Consider the following 18,710-nt stretch of genomic DNA (forward strand, 5'->3'; position numbering starts at 1 on the left):
GACCTGCCCGTCAGACGATGTGGCATATCGAGGAAGCAGAAATTGCTGCTTCTTTCGCTCCCGAAACGGTGACATGGTTGCATTGACACAACGCAACTTCGCCTGACTGCGGGAGGATCGTCTGCCCATGCCGTTTGCCAAAATATTTTACTGTCTTTGGAAAATGGCAGCGCTGGTCGCCATCCTGTTGGCTGGTACGCTGGCGCATGCCCAGCAAGCTCCTCCCGTGGCTGCAGGCCAGCAGAAGGTCGACCAGCTGATCAAGTTGCTCGACGACCCCGAGGTTCGTGCTCTGCTCGCCGCCCAGAGGCCCTCCACCACCACGACTGCGATGATGCCCAACATGTCAGCCTCCGCGCTGACGACGCTGCTCAACGGCGTTCAGGGCCACCTTCTCGCGGTCCGGGAGGCAATCCCGCTGGTTCCCGGCGAATTCTCCCGGGCCGGGACGACGATCATGGCGGGGGTCGATAACCGGAGCGCAACGCACGTTTTTCTGCTGTTCCTGCTGCTGGTGGCACTGGGCCTCGCTGCCGAGTACGGTTTCAGTCTTCTCGTCGGCCACCTCCACGCCGGACGTTCCGCCATCCCCGGAGATCCGACACCTGTGCGGAGCATCCATACGCTCGGTCGCCACCTGTTTGGCGAACTGGCGCCTCTGGTGATTTTCGCCATCGCCAGCGTGGGCATGTTCCTGATGGTGAGCTGGCCGCCACTGCTGCTGGACCTGATCGTGCCGACGCTTCTGGGACTGATCGCCGCCCGTCTGGTGATACGTCTCTGCCGGATCGTCCTGGCGCCCTCAGCCGCCAAGTCCGCTACGACACAGGCCCGCCTGATCCCGATGGACGACGCAGCGGCGCGGTTCTGGTTCTCGCGCGTCGTCGTGTTCACGCTGACATTCTTCGTGGGTTGGGCGGCGGAAGGTATCATGGGCGCGCTCGGCTTTCTTGCGCCGGTGCGGGCTGCCGTCGGATATGCCATCGGCGTCGGGCTGCTGGCCATTGCCATCGAGATCGTCTGGCGCCGGCCACGACCGATCGATCGTCCGCGCCACCAAGGGATATTCCACTGGCTGGCGACATTCTGGCTTTGCGTCATCTGGGCGCTATGGGTGGCAGGGCTGGATGTGATGATGCTGCTCTGTACCTACGTTATCGTGATCCCTGCAGCGCTGCGGATATCGTCCGGGGTCGTTCGAAGCGCCTTTGCGGCTCAGGGAGGACCGGGAGGGGCGGATAGCCCCGTCTATCAGGTCTTGGTCGAGCGCGGCCTGCGGGCCACGATCATCGCAGTAGCCATTTTGTGGCTCACCATGATCGTCAGCCTGCAAACAAGCGCGATGGTGGAAAATGCGCAAGTCGCGGGCATCATTCGCGGCGCCCTGACGGGCATCGTCATCCTTTTGGCGGCCGATATCGTCTGGCAGATCGCCAAGGCGCTGATCAACCACCGTCTCGCCCTTGCGCGTGCCCACGAAGGCAATGACGCCGAAGTTGCCCGCAGTGGCCGGCTGCTAACGCTACTTCCCATCTTTCGAAACTTCCTCGCGATGCTCATCATCGCCATTTCCGCCATGATGGTTCTCTCGGCACTCGGCATCGAGGTCGGGCCGCTCATCGCCGGCGCCGGTATCTTCGGGGTTGCGATAGGCTTCGGATCGCAGACGCTGGTGAAGGATATCATCAGCGGCATTTTCTACATGACGGACGACGCATTCCGGGTCGGAGAATACATCCAGAGCGGCACCTACAAGGGCACCGTCGAATCCTTCAGCCTGCGGTCCGTCAGGTTGCGCCATCACCGCGGCCCGATCTTCACCGTGCCTTTCGGCGTGCTCGGGGCGGTCGAGAACATGTCGCGTGACTGGGTCATCGACAAGTTCCTGATCTCGGTCAGCTACGAGACGGACGTCGCTGTGGTAAAAAAGCTGGTGAAAGGCATCGGCGCGGAACTGCTCGAAGATCCGGAACTGGGGCCGAAGATTATCGAGTCCCTCAAGATGAAAGGTGTCGAGCAGTTCGGGGACTACGGTATTAACCTGAGCTTCGCGGTCATGGCAAAGCCCGGCGAGCAGTCGATGATCCGGCGTCGCGCATTGGCGCTGATCCGCGAGGCCTTTACTGCCAACGGCATCGAATTTGCCTCGCCGACAGTCCGTGTCGGCAATGACGAGCGGGCAGCTGAGGCGGTTGCAGCACTGACCTCGAACAACAATGCTCTCGCCCAGAAGAAGCTTGCGGGCGAGGCGGCGCAGTAGGCGGACGTGCGTCACACCAGCATCCACCCGATATGAAAAAGGCCCGGCGTCGAACTGAACGACACCGGGCCTTTTATGTGAACGTGTGGACGATCAGTGCAGGATCTGGCTGAGGAACAGCTTGGTGCGCTCATGCTGCGGATTGTCGAAGAACTCGGCGGGCGAGTTCTGCTCGACGATCTGTCCCTGATCCATGAAGATGACCCGGTTCGCAACCTGGCGGGCAAAGCCCATTTCGTGGGTGACGCAAAGCATCGTCATGCCTTCTTCCGCAAGGCCCACCATGGTGTCGAGAACTTCCTTGATCATTTCCGGATCGAGTGCCGACGTCGGTTCGTCGAAGAGCATGATTTTCGGGTTCATGCAGAGCGAACGGGCAATGGCGACGCGCTGCTGCTGCCCGCCGGAGAGCTGGCCCGGATACTTGTTGGCCTGGTCGGGGATCTTGACGCGGGTGAGGAAGTGCATCGCAACTTCCTCGGCCTGCTTCTTCGGCATCTTGCGCACCCAGATCGGCGCCAGCGTGCAGTTCTCGAGAATTGTCAGGTGCGGGAACAGGTTGAAGTGCTGGAACACCATGCCCACTTCGCGGCGCACTTCATCGATCTTCTTCAGATCGTTGGTGAGTTCGACGCCGTCGACGAGGATATTGCCCTTCTGGTGCTCTTCCAGCCGGTTGATGCAACGGATCATCGTCGACTTGCCGGAGCCCGACGGGCCGGCGATGACGATGCGCTCGCCGCGCATGACCTTCAGGTTGATGTCGCGCAGCACGTGGAAATCGCCGTACCACTTGTTCATGTTGATAATTTCGACGGCGACGTCGGTCGTCGAGACTTCCAGTTTTTTCAATTGAGCTTCAGCCATGATCTATTCCCTCGATCTTATTTCCTGTGGCCAGTGTCTAGGTGGCGTTCCATGAAGTACGAATATCGCGACATGCCGAAGCAGAACAGCCAGAAAACGAAGCCGGCAAATATCAGCCCCGTCAGCGGTGTCACCGGCGTCAGCCATCGGGAATCGCCGAAGCTGGCTTTGACGATGCCGAGCAGGTCGTACATGTTGATGATCGACACCAGCGAGGTGTCCTTGAACATCCCGATGAACGTGTTGACGATGCCCGGTACGACCAGCTTGATGGCCTGCGGCATGATGATGAACGTCATCTTCTGGAAGTAGTTCAGTCCGAGCGAGTCCGCACCTTCGTACTGTCCTCTGGGGATAGCCTGCAGACCCCCACGAATGACTTCCGCCATGTAGGCCGATGCGAAAATTGACACGCCGACGAGCGCCCGCAGGAATTTGTCGATATTCGTGCCAGGAGTCAGGAACAGCGGCAGCAGCACGCTGGCCATGAACAGCACGGTAATCAGCGGTACGCCACGCACCAGTTCGATGAAGCCGATGCAGGCACCCCTAAGGATCGGCATGTCCGATCGTCGCCCGAGGGCGAGCACGATCCCGAAGGGCAGCGATACGACGATGCCGACGAAGGACAGGATCAGCGTCACCATCAGGCCGCCCCAGAGGGACGTCTCGACATGGGTCAGGCCGAATGAACCGCCGAGAAGCAGGATATAGGCGAGGATCGGCAAGCCCACCAGCAGAAGAGCCGCATTCCAGCCTTTGCGCGGTGCAGACGGTATCAGGAATGGAACCAGCAGTGCCACGAACAGCACGGCGATCAGGATCGGCCGCCAAATCTGGTCACGGGGATAGGAGCCGACCATGAAGGCCGTGAACCAGTCGCCGACATAGGCCCAGCAGGCGCCGCTCCAGCCATCCGGCTGGATGCCGCCCTGGCTGACAGTGGCGCAAAATGTCCTGTCTTTCCCGACCCAGACGGCGTTGATGAACAGGAATTCCACGACCGAAAGCAGGAACCAGACGGCAATGACTGCCACCACGACGCTGAGGATGGCGTCCTTGGGCGTAGCGAAAAGATTGTGCTTGGCCCAGCCGCGAACGGTCTTGTCACTCAGCGGAGCCGCTTCCGGGGCAATGAGTTTCTCTCGAAGAAAAGCAATCTGAACGGCCATCTTAGCGCTCCACCAATGCCATACGGGCGTTGAACCAGTTCATGAACAGCGACGTGATCAGGCTCAGCGAAACATAGATCGCCATCCAGATGCCGATGATCTCGATCGAGTGACCGGACTGGTTGAGGATCGTCCCTCCCACGGCCACCAAGTCCGCATACCCGATGGCGACGGCCAGCGACGAGTTCTTCGTCAGGTTCAGGTATTGCGATGTCAGCGGTGGAATGATGATCCGCAATGCCTGTGGCAGGACGACAAGCCGCGTCGTCAGGCCGGGGCGGATGCCCAGCGCATGGGCTGCTTCCGATTGCCCCTTTGAGACACCGCGGATGCCGGAGCGTACGATTTCGGCGATGAATGCGGCGGTGTAGAACGACAGGGCCATGTACAGCGACAGGAATTCGGGTCCGACCACCGTGCCGCCGTTCATGTTGAACTTGCCGAGCACGGGGATATCGAACGTCACGGGGAAACCTGCGATGGCGAAGGCCAGTAGCGGAAGGCCGATAATCAGGGCGAGATTGACGAGAAGAACCGGCGGACGCTTGCCGGTTGCCAGCTGGCGCTTGTTGGCCCAGCGGGTGTAGACGATGGCGCCGATAATGCCCACGGCACAGACGACCGGGACAGTCCATATACCGGCGCCGAAGATCGGCGCGGGCATGTATACGCCGCGATTGCTGACATAGACGGACAACGGCAGAGACATGGCCTTCTTGACATCCGGCAGCAGCGACAGCACGCCTTTGTACCAGAAGAAGATGACCAGAAGCGGCGGAATGTTGCGGAAGATCTCGACGTAGACCGTCGATAGTTTGGCGATCAGCCAGTTGTGCGACAGGCGACCCATGCCGACCAGCAACCCGATGATCGTTGCGGTCACGATCCCGCAGGCGGCCACGATGAGCGTGTTGATCAGGCCGAGGGTGAGGGCACGCAGATAGGTCGAGTCACTCGAATACTGGATCGGCGTCTGCGCGATATCGAAGCCGGCGCGGCCGTTCAGGAAGGTGAGGCTCGCCCTCATGTTGGCTTTTTCAAGGTTCTGCGCGGCATTCGAGCTTGCGTACCAGACCAGCCAGACAATGAAGATTACGGTCAGCGCCTGGTAGATAAATTGGCGCAGTTTCGGGTTGTAAAGCAAAGAGTGCCTCGAACGACGGCTGCCGTTCCCCTCTGCGGCTGCAACGGCCATGCATTATCCCCTTATATCCACTCGCCCTTTCTGGGCGTTATAGTTCGACTGCGGGAACCAAGCATGGGTTCCCGCAGCGTGGTCAGTCGGTGATTAGCGGATCGGCGGCGAGTACTGCAGGCCGCCCTTGTTCCAGAGAGCGTTGAGGCCACGCTTGATCTTCAGCGGGCTGCCTTCGCCGACGTTGCGCTCGAACACTTCGCCGTAGTTGCCGACGAGCTTGACGATGTTGTAGGCCCACTTCTCGTCAAGTCCGAGATCCTTGCCGATCGTCTCGTCCTTTTCCTGGCCGAGGAAACGCTTGATGTCCGGATTTTCGGACTTCGTCATTTCATCGACATTTGCCTGTGTGATGCCGAACTCTTCAGCAGAAACCATGGCGTAGTGGGCAAAGGAAACCACGTCGAACCACTTGGAGTCGTTCTGGCGAACGGCTGGGCCGAGCGGCTCCTTGGAGATGATTTCCGGAAGGACGATGTTGTCGTCGGGATTGGCGAGCGACAGGCGGATCGAGTACAGGCCCGACTGGTCGGTCGTGTAGACGTCGCAACGGCCGGACGAATAGGCGGCGTCGACTTCTTCCTGCTTTTCGAACACGACAGGCTTGTATTCGAGCTTGTTGGCCTTGAAGTAGTCGGCGAGGTTGAGTTCGGTCGTCGTGCCGGACTGGACGCAGACGGCAGCGCCGGAAAGTTCCAGAGCAGATTTCACGCCGATTGCCTTGTGGACCATGAAGCCCTGGCCGTCATAGTAGTTGACCGCACGGAAATCGAAGCCGAGCTGGCTGTCACGGCTGGCGCTCCAGGTCGTGTTGCGGGCAAGAATGTCGATTTCGCCAGACTGAAGCGCCGGGAAACGATCCTTCGCCGAAAGCGGGGTGTACTTGACCTTGGAAACGTCGCCGAAGACGGCGGCTGCAACTGCCTTGCAGAGGTCGACGTCGAGACCGGACCATTTGCCAGACGAATCCTGCGCGCCGAAGCCAGCCAGGTTCGAGCCGTTGACACCGCACTGCACGAAGCCCTTCTTCTTGACATCGTCAAGCGTGCCAGCGTGCGAGTAGGATGCACCAAGGACGAAGATCGCCGCGCCGACCGCACCTGTCAGAATCTTGCTGCTCATTGTTTTCCCAACCTTTGTTGTTCTCTTGTTATATTTGAACCTCTTCACGCGTTGGCACAACTTTTCGTTGGTGACGTTGGTTTGCCCCCCGGCGTGAGTGCCGACATCACAATCGCAAATTCGGTCACGGTCAACCCTCGGTCACGATAAACATGATTTCCGAAAGTGTTTTCTCGGTTTTTGACCGGACAATGAGCGCATGCATAATGAATGGGCTTGGGCTGCAAATTAAATAGTCAGGTCTTCGCTGCGGTTAAAAAGGGCAGGTTGCGTTGGCCTGCCGGACCGGCCTGCCCACGAGACTTGACGACACCGAGTTCGCCAGCCACAAGTCAAGCTTTCCGATAGGCCCGAGGCAGTTATTAAGATGATCGAAAACAAGAGTTTCCTGCAAAACGCCGGCATCAATACCCGCTTGTCGCATGCTGGGCCGAAGCCTTCCGACTACTATGGTTTCGTCAACCCGCCGGTTGTCCACGCATCGACCGTCCTGTTTCCCAACGCCCGTGCGATGGAGATCCGCGAGCAGAAGTATACCTATGGCACGCGCGGCACGCCGACGACGGATGCGCTCTGCGAGGCAATCAATGAGCTCGAGGGCTCTGCAGGGACCATTATCGTGCCCTCCGGTCTTGCTGCCATTACTGTGCCGTTTCTGGCGTTCCTTTCGGCCGGAGACCACGCCCTGATCGTCGATTCCGTCTATACCCCGACCCGCAACTTCTGCGAGACGATGCTGAAGCGCCTGGGCGTGGCCGTCGATTACTACGACCCGCTCGTCGGCGCTGGTATCGAGCAGTTGATCAAGCCGAATACCAGGCTGGTGCACACGGAAGCGCCGGGCTCGAACACCTTCGAGATGCAGGATATATCGGCGATTGCAGCCGTTGCCCACAAGCATGGTTGCGTCGTTACGATGGACAATACCTGGGCCACGCCACTCTATTTCAAGCCCCTCGACCATGGCGTCGACATCTCGATCCACGCCGCGACCAAGTATCCCGCTGGCCATTCGGATGTGCTCATGGGCACCGTCTCGGCGAATGCGGCCCATTGGCAGCAGCTGCACGACGCCAGAATCGCACTTGGCATCTGCGGCGCCCCTGACGATGCCTACCAGGTGCTGCGCGGGCTTAGAACGATGGGCATCCGCCTCCAGCGGCACCAGCAGAGCGCGCTGGCGCTCGCAGAATGGCTGGAGAGCCGTGACGATGTCGCACGCGTGCTGCATCCGGCGCTGCCGAGCTTTCCGGGCCACGATCTCTGGAAGCGCGACTTTACGGGTTCGAGCGGCATCTTCTCAATCGTGCTTGCCGTCGACACGCCGGACATGTTCCGGGCCAAGGCGCATGCCTTTCTCGACGCCCTGTCGATCTTCGGGCTCGGCTATTCCTGGGGCGGGTTCGAAAGCCTTGCTGTTCACGTCAATCTCAGTGACCGGCGGATCTGCAAGGCACCCAAGGAGGGGCCGGTGCTGCGCCTGCAGATCGGGCTTGAGGATGTTGCTGACGTCAAGGCCGACATCGAGAGAGGCCTTGCTGCGGCAGCGGCCGTCTGATCAGCCGAAGGCGCGGTAGTCGAAGATCCAGTCGAGGTCTGCCGCAAGGGTTTGCGGTGGGCGCAGCGACAGGACCAGGTCACGTCCAAGCCGGATCGGTCCTCGCGCATGGTAGGCAAAGCGGTTGAAGGCGGCGCGTTTGCGCAGCCGGGCAACCCGCGGTTCGCGCCTCGCCTCGAAGTCAACCAGCGCTTCCGGCAACGGCTGACGGCTGACGGCGCCGGCAAGTTCGAAGGCATCCTCGATCGCCATGGCTGCGCCCTGCGCCGCAAACGGCATCATCGCATGCGCGGCGTCGCCGATCAGCACCGTGTCGCGGTCGTTGTGCCAGCGTCCCGCGCCGACTTCGTAGAGCGGCCAGACGGTCGGATCCGCTTGCCGATCGAGCAGATCAGACAGGTCACTGTTCCAGTCGGCAAAATGCTGGCGCAACAGCGTGCGCTGCGCAGGACTTGCGGCAGCGCTCCAGTCGTTTCCGACGCCGCCGCCGGCGCAGATCGCCACGAAGTTGAAGGCTGACGCCTCTTTCAGCGGATAACAGACGAGATGTGCGGCGGGGCCCAGATAGGCGGTCACGCTGGTACGATCGAGAATTGCCGGCGCTTCGGCCTCGGGGACCATGAAGCGCCAGGCGATGTTGCCGGAAAATTTCGGGTTGCCGCTGCCAGCCACGCTGCTGCGCACCTTCGACCATACACCGTCGGCGCCAACGATCAGCTCAGGCTTACGTCCGCCTGGCCACAGGGCATCCGGTGTTGAGGCATCGAAGCCTGCGCCGAAATGCAGACGACAGAGCGGATTGGCTTGCACCGCCCGCAACAGGACGCCTTGCAGGGTCGCGCGGTGCAGGGCGCCGTAGGGTGCATCCCAGCGGACGCGCGCAAAGGCACCGCTCGGCACGGCAGCGATCTGGCGTAGCGAGCGTCCGGAAACGAGGCGGATGGCCTCCGGCTCAAGCCACAAGTCGGCGAGCTCGTCGAGCAGGCCGAGTTCATCGAGGATCCGCGATGCGTTCGGCGATATCTGCAGGCCGGCGCCGACTTCTGTCAGCGTCTCGGCCCTTTCGAAAATTTCTGATTCGATCCCGTGCCGGGCAAAAGATAGGGCTGTGGTCAGCCCGGCGATGCCGGCACCGATGATCGCGACCTTCTTCAGGGGCATTGGAGCGTCCGCTCCCGGCGGGTCAAGCGGCCCTGAACTCGAAGACACAGCCAGTCGGATTGGTCTGATCGGCTTTTATCGAGGCGTTATAGCGATAGAGGGTCGAGCAATAGGAGCAGACTTTTTCGTTATCGTCGCCCATGTCGATGAAGATATGCGGATGGTCGAAGGGGGAGGAGGCGCCGGTGCACATGAACTCCTTGACGCCGATCTCGATCACCCGATGGCCGCCGTCGTTCTGGAAATGCGGAATATTATGGCCGGCCATGCGGATCTCCAAAAGCTTCTGATAAGTGGCGCGACCTTATAATCCTTCGACCGGGTTGTGTAGTGCGAAACGCAAGGCGACGTGACAGATTTTGTGCCTCACCAGATTTTGTGCAGGGCAGGGTTCACCGGGCGGCGACGATAATTTAGGAAGGGCGTCGACACAGGAACGATACCATGAACCTCAACGCCCCCGATTTCTCCACTTTTCGCCATGACGATCTGGAATTGGCCTATTTCGACGAGGGCGACCGTCAGGCTCCGCCAGTCCTGCTGATACACGGCTTCGCTTCTACTGCCGCGGTCAACTGGGTCTATCCCGGCTGGCTGAAGACGCTGGGCGAGGCGGGCTACCGGGTCATCGCTCTCGACAATCGCGGCCATGGCGCCAGCGGCAAGCCACATGAACCGGACGCCTATCGCCCTTGGGTGATGGCGGAAGATGCATCGGCGCTTCTCGATCATCTCGGCATCGCGCGCGCCCATGTGATGGGCTATTCAATGGGCGCCCGTATTTCCAGCTTCCTGGCGCTCGCCCGGCCCGAGAGGGTTCGCTCGCTGGTGCTCGGGGGCCTCGGGATCGGCATGACGGATGGCGTCGGCGACTGGGATCCGATTGCCGATGCGCTTCTGGCACCGTCGCTGGAGACCGTGGAGCATGCGCGAGGCCGCATGTTCCGCAGCTTTGCCGACCAGACGAAAAGCGACCGCGTTGCGCTGGCCGCATGCATTCGCGGTTCCCGAGATCTCATCAGCCGGGACGACATGGGAACGATTGCTGCGCCGACCCTGATCGGTGTCGGCACCAAGGACGACATCGCCGGTTCGCCGCAGGAACTTGCAGCGCTGATGCAGCGTGCGCAAGCCCTCGATATACCGGGTCGCGATCATATGCTTGCCGTCGGCGACCGCGTCTTCAAGGCGGCGGTCCTGGAATTCTACCAGCGGGTGGCGCTGGAAGATGGCGGCAGCCAGCCGGGTGGCGAGGTCTCGGCCTAGGGTCCAGCAAATCCATTCCAAAGATTGAGCCTGCGTCACCCATTTATATTGCTCTGATCTTGCTCTATATAACGATCTTCCAATACGGAAAGAGGACGCGACCCATGGTAGCGACATCGGATATTCGCCATATCGACAGCGTCAAGACGGTCGACCCTATCTGGGACAGCATGCGCGACGAAGCGCGGGCTGCGGCCGAACGGGATCCTGTGCTGGCCGCTTTCCTCTATTCGACCGTGGTCAATCACCGGTCGCTCGAGGAATGTGTGATCTACCGGATCTGCGAACGCCTCGACCATCCCGATATCCAGGCAATCCTCTTGCGCCAGACGTTCGACGAGATGCTTACCGATTGGCCGGAGTGGGGCGCCATCCTGCGCGTCGATATCCAGGCGTTTTATGACCGCGATCCGGCCTGCCTCCGCTTCATGGAACCGGTGCTCTATTTCAAGGGGTTCCAGGCGATCCAGACGCACCGGCTTGCGCACTGGCTGCTCAATCGCGGCCGCCGGGATTTTGCGCTCTACCTGCAGAGCCGTGCATCGAGCGTTTTCCAGACCGACATCAATCCGGCCGCGCGTCTCGGCAAGGGCATCTTCCTCGACCATGCCACTGGCCTCGTCGTCGGCGAGACGGCTGTTATCGGCGATAACGTCTCCATCCTGCACGGCGTCACCCTTGGCGGCACCGGCAAGGAAGGCAGCGATCGGCACCCGAAGATCGGCAACGGCGTGCTCATCGGCGCCGGCGCCAAGATCCTCGGCAATATCGCCATCGGCCATTGCTCGCGGATCGCGGCAGGCTCCGTTGTGCTGAAGGAAGTACCGCCGAACACCACCGTTGCCGGTGTGCCGGCCAAGGTCGTCGGAACCGCCGGTTGCTCCGAGCCATCGCGCATCATGGACCAGATTATCGGCGCCGGAATCTGACCGAGCCGCCATGCTCCCGGCGGTAGGGCAGCTGAGGGCCGCCTTTGTCTTTACATCGCCGCTTTTCCCATGCAACAACCCGCCCCCAATCTACGGTTACGGAGATCAATCGTGAAGCCAGACGAAATCAAGAAGCTCGACGCCTATTTCAAACGCAGCCTCAATCCGCTGATGGCGGTCAAGGCACGTCCTCGCAAGGACGATTCGGCCGAAGTCTACCTCGGCGACGAGTTCCTGGGGCTCGTCTATGTCGACGACGAGGATGGCGATCGTTCCTACAATTTCTCAATGGCAATCCTCGAGGTCGATCTTTGATCTATAGATGCCAACCGGCCGCTTCGGCGGCTGGTTCAGGACCCGGCTATGCCGCTGAGAGGCAAGCATCAGCGCCGAGGTCACTGACCCGTCTTACAACTCAAGGTGATGCACAAAATCGTCAAAACGGTTGACTATTTGTGCAGTGCACCTAAATTTTCTCCAATCGACTACGGTTGGAGGACCATATGCTGAACAACAAACAGAACGCTGCGCCCGACACCGACGCTATCGACGAGGCGCTTAAGAATTACACCCAGGCCGCGTTGAGCGTGCAGGCCATTGCCGCAGAGGCGGCCGGTTATTCCAAGAAATCATTCGAGGACGCAGTGTCGCATGTCGGCACGCTGTCGAGTGTGACCAGCCTCGATGCTGCCTTGGAGCTTCAGAGCAATTTCGCGAAATCCTACTACGAGAGCTTTGTCGCTGAGGCGGCGAAGATCGGCGAGATGTACGCCGGTCTTGCCAGGTCCGTATATGAACCCGCCCGGAAAGCTGCTGCCGGATCAAGCGGTAACGCCGGGGATTCGGCCAACAGCGCGGCCTGATTGCGGCGACGAAAGACAGTGGAAGAGACCATTCAGAAGGCCGGTCGTGCAACGCGCGCCGGTCTCTTGCATTTTTGTTCGGGCGTCATCGTTGTTTTCGGGCGATTTTTAGGGTGTGGCCCTGTTTGAAGACGAATTGTGATTGCAGTGTTGAGCGGGGGGCTTAAAATCCCGCCAATATGAACTAAGTTAGGGTTTCGGATATTCGGCCGGTGATTTGCAATTGAACGATGCCCGCCGAGTGCTTTGAGGAATGAACGACTATGATCGCCAAGCCGATCCGGATGCAGAAGGATAGCGAAAGGAACGGGGGCAACGGTAATCGCGAGACCTCGGTCATTACGCGGACGAAAGCCAAGACGAAGAAGCCCAATCTATACCGCGTGCTGATATTGAATGACGACTACACACCAATGGAATTCGTGATCCACATTCTGGAGCGTTTCTTCCAGAAGGACCGCGAGGGAGCCACCCGTATTATGCTGCTCGTTCATAATCACGGTGTGGGCGAATGTGGAATATTTACATATGAAGTGGCGGAGACCAAGGTAAGCCAAGTGATGGACTTCGCTCGGCAGCACCAGCACCCGCTACAATGTGTTATGGAAAAGAAGTGAGGATCTGACGTGCCAACATTTTCGCCTAGTCTCGAGAAGGCACTGCATCAGGCACTGACATACGCGAACGAGCGGCATCATGAATATGCCACACTCGAACATCTGCTGTTGGCGTTGGTAGACGACGCAGATGCAGCGGCAGTCATGGGCGCCTGTAATGTCGACCTCGATTCGCTTCGCAAGACGCTGATCGAATATGTGGACAACGAACTATCGAACCTGATCACCGGATATGACGAGGACTCCAAGCCGACATCCGGCTTCCAGCGCGTCATCCAGCGGGCGGTGATCCATGTGCAGTCTTCGGGCCGTGAGGAAGTGACGGGCGCTAATGTTCTCGTCGCTATCTTTGCCGAGCGCGAAAGCCATGCCGCATACTTCCTGCAGGAGCAGGAAATGACCCGCTACGACGCGGTGAACTACATCTCGCACGGTATCGGCAAGCGTCCGGGCTCCTCCCAGGTCCGGTCTCCACGTGGCGTCGACGACGGCGATGCCGAAAGCAAGCCGACATCGCGTGGCGAGCAGGAAGAAGGCGGACCCAAGAAGGCGCAGGATGCTCTCAAGGCCTATTGCGTCAACCTCAACGAGAAGGCCAAGACCGGCAAGATCGATCCGCTGATCGGCCGCCACTCCGAGGTCAACCGAACTATCCAGGTCCTGTGCCGGCGCTCCAAGAACAACCCGCTCTATGTGGGCGACCCCGGCGTCGGCAAGACCGCCATCGCCGAAGGTCTGGCCAAGCGTATCGTTGAAGGCAAGGTTCCGGAAGCGCTGCAGGATGCAACGATCTTCTCGCTCGACATGGGCACGCTGCTCGCCGGCACCCGTTATCGCGGTGACTTCGAAGAGCGCCTCAAGCAGGTCGTCAAGGAACTCGAGGAATATCCGGGCTCCGTGCTGTTCATTGACGAAATTCATACCGTCATCGGCGCCGGTGCCACGTCCGGCGGCGCAATGGACGCGTCCAACCTGCTGAAGCCAGCCTTGTCTTCCGGTGCGATCCGCTGCATCGGCTCGACGACCTACAAGGAATACCGTCAGTTCTTCGAAAAGGACCGGGCACTCGTGCGCCGCTTCCAGAAGATCGACGTCGTCGAACCGTCGATCGAGGATGCCATCGAAATCATGAAGGGCCTGAAGCCCTATTTCGAAGAGTATCACCATCTGCGTTACTCCAACGAGGCGATCAAGTCGGCCGTCGAACTGTCGGCCCGCTACCTGTCCGACCGCAAGCTGCCGGACAAGGCGATCGACGTCATCGACGAAACGGGTGCAGCCCAGATGCTGCTGCCGCCGTCGAAGCGCCGCAAGCTGATCACCGAGAAGGAAATCGAAGCGACGATCGCGACGATGGCCCGCATTCCGCCGAAGTCGGTCTCCAAGGACGACGAGATGGTTCTCGCCAACCTGGAAAAGGAACTGCGCTCGGTCGTCTACGGTCAGGATCCGGCCATCGAGGCCCTGTCGACGGCAATCAAGCTCGCCCGTGCAGGTCTGCGCGAACCCGACAAGCCAATCGGCTCCTACGTCTTCTCCGGCCCTACAGGCGTCGGCAAGACCGAGGTTGCCAAGCAACTGGCCTCGTCGCTCGGCGTGGAACTGCTGCGCTTCGACATGTCCGAATACATGGAGCGTCACACGGTCTCGCGGCTGCTCGGCGCACCTCCCGGCTATGTCGGCTTTGACCAGGGCGGTCTGTTGACCGATGGCGTCGACCAGCATCCGCATTGCGTCGTGCTGCTCGATGAAATCGAGAAGGCCCATCCGGACATCTTCAACATCCTGTTGCAGGTCATGGATCACGGCTCGCTGACGGACCACAACGGCAAGAAGATCGACTTCCGCAACGTCATCCTGATCATGACGACGAATGCGGGTGCGTCTGAAATGGCCAAGGCTGCCATGGGCTTCGGCTCGGCAAAGCGGACGGGCGAAGACGAGGAAGCGCTGAACAGGCTCTTCACGCCGGAATTCCGCAACCGCCTCGATGCGATCATTCCGTTCGCAGCGCTGCCGAACAAGGTCATCTACAAGGTGGTGCAGAAGTTCATCATGCAGCTGGAAGCCCAGCTGTCCGAACGCAACATCACCTTCGACCTGCACGACGATGCCACCAACTGGCTGGCTGAAAACGGCTATGATGAGAAAATGGGTGCTCGTCCGCTCGGACGCGTCATCCAGGAGAACATCAAGAAGCCATTGGCCAACGAGATCCTCTTCGGCAAGCTGAAGAAGGGTGGCGTGGTCAATGTCACGGTCGGCCCGAAGGAAGACGGCAAGCCAGGCATTCTGCTCGAATGCATTGCAGAGACGGCCCGTATCAAGCCGAAGCCTGAAGCCGAGGTCGTCGATCCGACGATTGAGGTCGAAGACGGCGATGTGGTGATTGCCGAAAACGTCGAGAATGCCGACATCGCAACCGGCGCCAAGCCTGCACCCAAAAAGGTGAAGGCCACAGTTGGCGGCGACGAAGACGCCAAACCGGCCCGCAAGAGCTCGACGGTGCCGAAGGTGCCACGCAAGAAGTAACGACTATCCAAGAAAATGCCGGGTCAAAAGCCCGGCATTTTTTATGGTGTGAGAGCAGTCGATGCATGCCCCTTGCTGAACTGCGACAGCAGAACATGCACAGGCGTCCACGCGTCAGCTACCTACGGGCCACTCGTCCTACGACATTGACAAACCGACAGCTATTAACTCGCATTGATCAACGGTCCGCGCCAATCCTCACGACATCGCCGCAATGATCTTGCGCGCGTTTTCGGCCAGCACTCCGCCATCCTCCATCTTGCCGGAATGCGGCTTGAGTGCTGCTCCCTCGTGGCGCGGGATGATGTGGAAGTGGAGGTGGAAGACGGTCTGCCCGGCGGATGGCTCGTTGAATTGGACCACGGAGACGCCGTCGGCGTCGAACGCTTGCTTGACTGCATTTGCAACCTTTTGAACCACCACGATCAGATGCGACAACGTCTCGGGCGAGGCGTCGAGCAGGTTGCGTGACGGCTGCTTGGGGATAACCAGCGTGTGGCCGGGCGCCTGCGGCATGACATCCATCAGTGCCAGGCTGAAATCGTCCTCGTAGACCTTGTGACACGGGATCTCGCCACGCAGGATTTTTGCAAAGATGTTGCTGCTGTCGTAGGCGGAACTGGTCATCGAAATCGTCTCCGCGGTTGATCCGCTGCTGTCTTGGCTGCGCTCAGTTATCCTGCCGCTCGCCCTTTCGGAAGGGGCTGTGCTCGGCAAGGATCTCGCCCATCTGCTCCACCTCCTGCCGCTCGCGCTCCAGATAGTCGCCGACGGCCCGACGGAGGCCGGGATGGGCGATGAAATGTGCCGAGTGTGTGGTGACGGGCAGGTAGCCGCGCGCCAGCTTGTGCTCTCCCTGTGCTCCCGCTTCGACCCGCTGCAGCCCCTTGGCAAGCGCGAAATCGATGGCCTGGTGGTAGCAGACCTCGAAATGCAGGAAGGGGTGATCCTCGATGCAGCCCCAATGGCGGCCGTAGAGCGCATCGCCGCCGATGAAGTTGATGGCGCCGGCAACATAGCGGCCGTCGCGCTTGGCCATGATCAGCAGGATGTCGTCGGCCATCCGTTCGCCGATCAGCGAGTAGAATTTGCGGGTGAGGTAGGGCCGGCCCCATTTGCGGCTGCCGGTGTCCATGTAGAAGGCAAAGAACTGATTCCAGATATCCTCGGTGAGGTCCTTGCCGGTCAGCCAGTCGATGGTGATGCCGCCTTCGAGTGCCGCCCGCCGTTCTTTCTTCAGCCCCTTGCGCTTGCGCGAGGCGAGCGTTTCGAGAAACGCATCGTGGTTTGCATAGCCATTGTTGATGAAGTGAAACTGCTGGTCGGTGCGGTGAAGGTAGCCATCCGTCTCGAACAGTTCCACCTCGGCTTTCGGCAGGAACGTGATGTGTGCCGACGAAATACCGATCTGCCGCGTGACTTCCTTGAGGCCCTCGGCCAGTGCCGGCTGCAGCATGTCGCGATCATGGCCTTCGGCCACCAGCAGCCGTGGCCCGGTTGCCGGCGTAAAGGGCACCGCGCATTGCAGCTTGGGATAATAGGAACCGCCGGCCCGCTCGAAAGCATCGGCCCAACCCTGGTCGAAGACGTATTCGCCCTGGCTATGGTTTTTCAGATATCCGGCGACGGCGCCGAGCAAGGTGCCATCTGGTTTTTCCAGCAAAAGATGGTGCCCGAGCCAGCCCGTCCTCTCGGTCGCCGACCCGGATTCCTCCAGTGACGAGAGATAGGCATGCGACACGAAGGGATTGTAGGGCAGGATGCTGCCGGACCGCGAGGCCCCGGCAAGCCGGGACCAACTCTCCGGAGAGATGGATTTGAACGACTGTTCGGCGCGAAAGATCAGTTCATCTGTCATGGATGAGGATAGGGCTTTCCCTGGGGTCAAAACCTTCGAAGGTCATCTGGTCGGCGTTGGCGAGCGTACGCTTGATTCCCGCCTCGTCGCGCACGGTCCAGGTGATGACCGGTATGCCGCGCTGGCGCTGCGCCGTCACGAAATCGTTCGGCAGGTCGCCGTGAAAATACGAGATGAAGTCTAGACCCAGTTGCATGGCTTCGTCATGGGCAAAAAACGTCTCAGGCTTGAAACCATCGGCGGTGAGGCCAACCGGGTAGGGCGGCTTCAGCGCCTTCAGATCCTTGAGCAGCCAGTGATCGAAGCTCATCAGTGCGACATGGCCCTTGTAACCTTCGAGAACCTCGAGCACGGTCTCGGCGAAACCTGCATCCTCGCCCGCCTTGCCTTTCAGTTCGAGTACCAGCGGCACCTTCCCGTCGCAGAGCTGCAGCAGCTGTTTAAGCGTTGGGATGCGGTCTTTTGTGCCTCCGACCGAGAGCAGACCGAGTTCCTGCGAACTGCGGTCGCGCAGCGCGCCCGGCAGGTTGCCGAGCCGCTGCAGGTCGTCGTCGTGGAAGACCACCGGGACGCCGTCGGCGGCGTAGTGCAGGTCGCACTCGATCGCAAACCCGGCCTCGATAGCACGGGAGAATGCCGAAAGCGTATTCTCCCAGACAGTCTTGTTCATGTCGTGATACCCGCGATGGGCAACCGGTTGCGCGGTGAGCCAGGCGATCTCGCTCATTCGCCGATTTCCATGATGGCATCGATTTCGACGGCGGCGTTGAACGGCAAGGCAGCCATGCCGACGGCTGCGCGGGCATGCTTGCCGGCATCGCCGAGCACGGTTGCCAGCAGGTTGGAGGCACCGTTGATGACAAGGTGCTGCTCGCCGAACTCAGGGACGGAGGCGACAAAGCCGTTGAGCTTGATCAGCCGCTTGATACGGCCGAGATCGCCGCCGAGGGCAGCACTCGCCTGCGACAGGATATTGATGGCGCAAAGCTCCGCCGCCCGCTGACCGGTGGCGACATCGACGTTTCGGCCGAGATGACCGGTGACGGCGACCTTGCCGTTTTCCATCGGCAACTGGCCCGATATGGTAAGCATGTTGCCGCTGATGACGTAGGGAACATAGTTGGCGGCTGGCGCTGCCGCCTGGGGCAGGGTGATGCCCAGCTGGCTCAGGCGGGCATTGATCTCGTCGGACATTTTCGTCTCCCGTTTGTTGTAACTTCGTCAAAAATCCGTCATCAAGGCTCAATCCGCGCAATGTGCGGGCGCTTGCCTTTGTTTAACCGAAAGCGTTCTTATAACATCGTGTGCGA

The 18,710-nt window shown here is 60.2% G+C and carries 18 protein-coding genes; 8 read left to right on the forward strand and 10 right to left on the reverse strand.

Annotation, left to right across the window (positions count from 1 at the left end; all coding sequences use genetic code 11):
• Positions 1 to 127 precede the first annotated feature (127 nt).
• Entirely contained in the window at positions 128 to 2,260 is a 2,133-nt protein-coding gene (locus PR018_RS05945; RefSeq protein WP_142828863.1) for a mechanosensitive ion channel family protein, read from the forward strand.
• A 93-nt stretch (positions 2,261 to 2,353) separates the two neighbouring features.
• Here the strand turns inward: PR018_RS05945 and PR018_RS05950 are convergent, their stop codons facing one another.
• The 4 genes from PR018_RS05950 to PR018_RS05965 form a co-directional block, all read right to left on the reverse strand.
• A complete protein-coding gene (locus PR018_RS05950; protein ID WP_142822501.1) occupies positions 2,354 to 3,127 on the reverse strand; it encodes an amino acid ABC transporter ATP-binding protein in 774 nt (257 codons plus the stop codon).
• 17 nt (positions 3,128 to 3,144) lie between these two features.
• Complete coding sequence (locus tag PR018_RS05955) at positions 3,145 to 4,299, reverse strand: amino acid ABC transporter permease (protein ID WP_142822503.1); 1,155 nt, start codon at positions 4,297 to 4,299, stop codon at positions 3,145 to 3,147.
• A gap of 1 nt (position 4,300) precedes the next feature.
• A complete protein-coding gene (locus PR018_RS05960; RefSeq protein WP_142828861.1) occupies positions 4,301 to 5,494 on the reverse strand; it encodes an amino acid ABC transporter permease in 1,194 nt (397 codons plus the stop codon).
• A 93-nt stretch (positions 5,495 to 5,587) separates the two neighbouring features.
• Entirely contained in the window at positions 5,588 to 6,616 is a 1,029-nt protein-coding gene (locus PR018_RS05965) for an amino acid ABC transporter substrate-binding protein (RefSeq protein ID WP_142822506.1), read from the reverse strand.
• 367 nt (positions 6,617 to 6,983) lie between these two features.
• Between PR018_RS05965 and PR018_RS05970 the strand changes: the two genes are divergently transcribed.
• Positions 6,984 to 8,174: a cystathionine beta-lyase gene (locus PR018_RS05970; RefSeq protein WP_142822508.1), complete on the forward strand. Its 1,191-nt coding sequence runs from the start codon at positions 6,984 to 6,986 to the stop codon at positions 8,172 to 8,174.
• Here the strand turns inward: PR018_RS05970 and PR018_RS05975 are convergent, their stop codons facing one another.
• Both PR018_RS05975 and PR018_RS05980 read right to left on the reverse strand, forming a co-directional pair.
• The gene (locus tag PR018_RS05975; RefSeq protein ID WP_142822510.1) at positions 8,175 to 9,335 is read right to left on the reverse strand and encodes an FAD-dependent monooxygenase; all 1,161 of its coding nucleotides are present in this window, start codon (positions 9,333 to 9,335) and stop codon (positions 8,175 to 8,177) included.
• 22 nt (positions 9,336 to 9,357) lie between these two features.
• A complete protein-coding gene (locus PR018_RS05980) occupies positions 9,358 to 9,603 on the reverse strand; it encodes a zinc-finger domain-containing protein (RefSeq protein WP_142822511.1) in 246 nt (81 codons plus the stop codon).
• 176 nt (positions 9,604 to 9,779) lie between these two features.
• On the opposite strand from PR018_RS05980, the gene PR018_RS05985 reads away from it, so the two are divergent.
• The 6 genes from PR018_RS05985 to clpA all read left to right on the forward strand — a co-directional run bounded on the left by PR018_RS05985 (position 9,780) and on the right by clpA (position 15,542).
• Positions 9,780 to 10,601, forward strand: coding sequence for an alpha/beta fold hydrolase (locus PR018_RS05985; RefSeq protein ID WP_142822513.1), 822 nt, complete (start codon positions 9,780 to 9,782; stop codon positions 10,599 to 10,601).
• Between the two features lie 104 nt (positions 10,602 to 10,705).
• Positions 10,706 to 11,530, forward strand: a complete 825-nt coding sequence (gene cysE / locus PR018_RS05990; protein WP_142822515.1) for a serine O-acetyltransferase — start codon at positions 10,706 to 10,708, stop codon at positions 11,528 to 11,530.
• Between the two features lie 111 nt (positions 11,531 to 11,641).
• Complete coding sequence (locus PR018_RS05995) at positions 11,642 to 11,845, forward strand: DUF3126 family protein (protein ID WP_111215499.1); 204 nt, start codon at positions 11,642 to 11,644, stop codon at positions 11,843 to 11,845.
• 188 nt (positions 11,846 to 12,033) lie between these two features.
• On the forward strand, positions 12,034 to 12,393 hold the full coding sequence (locus tag PR018_RS06000) for a phasin family protein (RefSeq protein WP_142822516.1): 360 nt from the start codon (positions 12,034 to 12,036) through the stop codon (positions 12,391 to 12,393).
• Between the two features lie 263 nt (positions 12,394 to 12,656).
• Positions 12,657 to 13,010 carry an ATP-dependent Clp protease adapter ClpS gene (gene clpS, locus PR018_RS06005; RefSeq protein WP_111215503.1) on the forward strand — a complete coding sequence of 118 codons (354 nt, stop codon included), beginning with the start codon at positions 12,657 to 12,659 and terminating at the stop codon, positions 13,008 to 13,010.
• Between the two features lie 9 nt (positions 13,011 to 13,019).
• On the forward strand, positions 13,020 to 15,542 hold the full coding sequence (gene clpA, locus PR018_RS06010) for an ATP-dependent Clp protease ATP-binding subunit ClpA (RefSeq protein ID WP_142822518.1): 2,523 nt from the start codon (positions 13,020 to 13,022) through the stop codon (positions 15,540 to 15,542).
• A gap of 198 nt (positions 15,543 to 15,740) precedes the next feature.
• Here the strand turns inward: clpA and PR018_RS06015 are convergent, their stop codons facing one another.
• The 4 genes from PR018_RS06015 to PR018_RS06030 are packed head-to-tail and all read right to left on the reverse strand — an operon-like array spanning position 15,741 to position 18,594.
• Entirely contained in the window at positions 15,741 to 16,169 is a 429-nt protein-coding gene (locus PR018_RS06015; RefSeq protein WP_142822520.1) for an HIT family protein, read from the reverse strand.
• Between the two features lie 43 nt (positions 16,170 to 16,212).
• Positions 16,213 to 17,400, reverse strand: a complete 1,188-nt coding sequence (locus PR018_RS06020) for a GNAT family N-acetyltransferase (protein ID WP_142822522.1) — start codon at positions 17,398 to 17,400, stop codon at positions 16,213 to 16,215.
• Positions 17,390 to 18,127 (reverse strand): glycerophosphodiester phosphodiesterase, encoded by a 738-nt coding sequence (locus PR018_RS06025; protein WP_142828859.1) that lies wholly within the window; start codon positions 18,125 to 18,127, stop codon positions 17,390 to 17,392. The genes PR018_RS06020 and PR018_RS06025 overlap by 11 nt, the downstream gene beginning before the upstream one ends.
• A complete protein-coding gene (locus tag PR018_RS06030) occupies positions 18,124 to 18,594 on the reverse strand; it encodes a RidA family protein (protein ID WP_142822525.1) in 471 nt (156 codons plus the stop codon). The genes PR018_RS06025 and PR018_RS06030 overlap by 4 nt, the downstream gene beginning before the upstream one ends.
• Positions 18,595 to 18,710: the final 116 nt, after the last annotated feature.

Source organism: Rhizobium rhododendri, assembly GCF_007000325.2.
GTDB classification, from domain to species: Bacteria; Pseudomonadota; Alphaproteobacteria; order Rhizobiales; family Rhizobiaceae; genus Rhizobium; species Rhizobium rhododendri.

Excerpts from the sequence above, each read along its gene's own strand:
- PR018_RS05945 (WP_142828863.1), top strand. The coding sequence starts at position 128 with ATGCCGTTTGCCAAAATATTTTACTGTCTTTGGAAAATGGCAGCGCTG.
- PR018_RS05950 (WP_142822501.1), bottom strand. The coding sequence starts at position 3,127 with ATGGCTGAAGCTCAATTGAAAAAACTGGAAGTCTCGACGACCGACGTC.
- PR018_RS05955 (WP_142822503.1), bottom strand. The coding sequence starts at position 4,299 with ATGGCCGTTCAGATTGCTTTTCTTCGAGAGAAACTCATTGCCCCGGAA.
- PR018_RS05960 (WP_142828861.1), bottom strand. The coding sequence starts at position 5,494 with ATGGCCGTTGCAGCCGCAGAGGGGAACGGCAGCCGTCGTTCGAGGCAC.
- PR018_RS05965 (WP_142822506.1), bottom strand. The coding sequence starts at position 6,616 with ATGAGCAGCAAGATTCTGACAGGTGCGGTCGGCGCGGCGATCTTCGTC.
- PR018_RS05970 (WP_142822508.1), top strand. The coding sequence starts at position 6,984 with ATGATCGAAAACAAGAGTTTCCTGCAAAACGCCGGCATCAATACCCGC.
- PR018_RS05975 (WP_142822510.1), bottom strand. The coding sequence starts at position 9,335 with ATGCCCCTGAAGAAGGTCGCGATCATCGGTGCCGGCATCGCCGGGCTG.
- PR018_RS05980 (WP_142822511.1), bottom strand. The coding sequence starts at position 9,603 with ATGGCCGGCCATAATATTCCGCATTTCCAGAACGACGGCGGCCATCGG.
- PR018_RS05985 (WP_142822513.1), top strand. The coding sequence starts at position 9,780 with ATGAACCTCAACGCCCCCGATTTCTCCACTTTTCGCCATGACGATCTG.
- cysE (WP_142822515.1), top strand. The coding sequence starts at position 10,706 with ATGGTAGCGACATCGGATATTCGCCATATCGACAGCGTCAAGACGGTC.
- PR018_RS06000 (WP_142822516.1), top strand. The coding sequence starts at position 12,034 with ATGCTGAACAACAAACAGAACGCTGCGCCCGACACCGACGCTATCGAC.
- clpS (WP_111215503.1), top strand. The coding sequence starts at position 12,657 with ATGATCGCCAAGCCGATCCGGATGCAGAAGGATAGCGAAAGGAACGGG.
- PR018_RS06015 (WP_142822520.1), bottom strand. The coding sequence starts at position 16,169 with ATGACCAGTTCCGCCTACGACAGCAGCAACATCTTTGCAAAAATCCTG.
- PR018_RS06020 (WP_142822522.1), bottom strand. The coding sequence starts at position 17,400 with ATGACAGATGAACTGATCTTTCGCGCCGAACAGTCGTTCAAATCCATC.
- PR018_RS06025 (WP_142828859.1), bottom strand. The coding sequence starts at position 18,127 with ATGAGCGAGATCGCCTGGCTCACCGCGCAACCGGTTGCCCATCGCGGG.
- PR018_RS06030 (WP_142822525.1), bottom strand. The coding sequence starts at position 18,594 with ATGTCCGACGAGATCAATGCCCGCCTGAGCCAGCTGGGCATCACCCTG.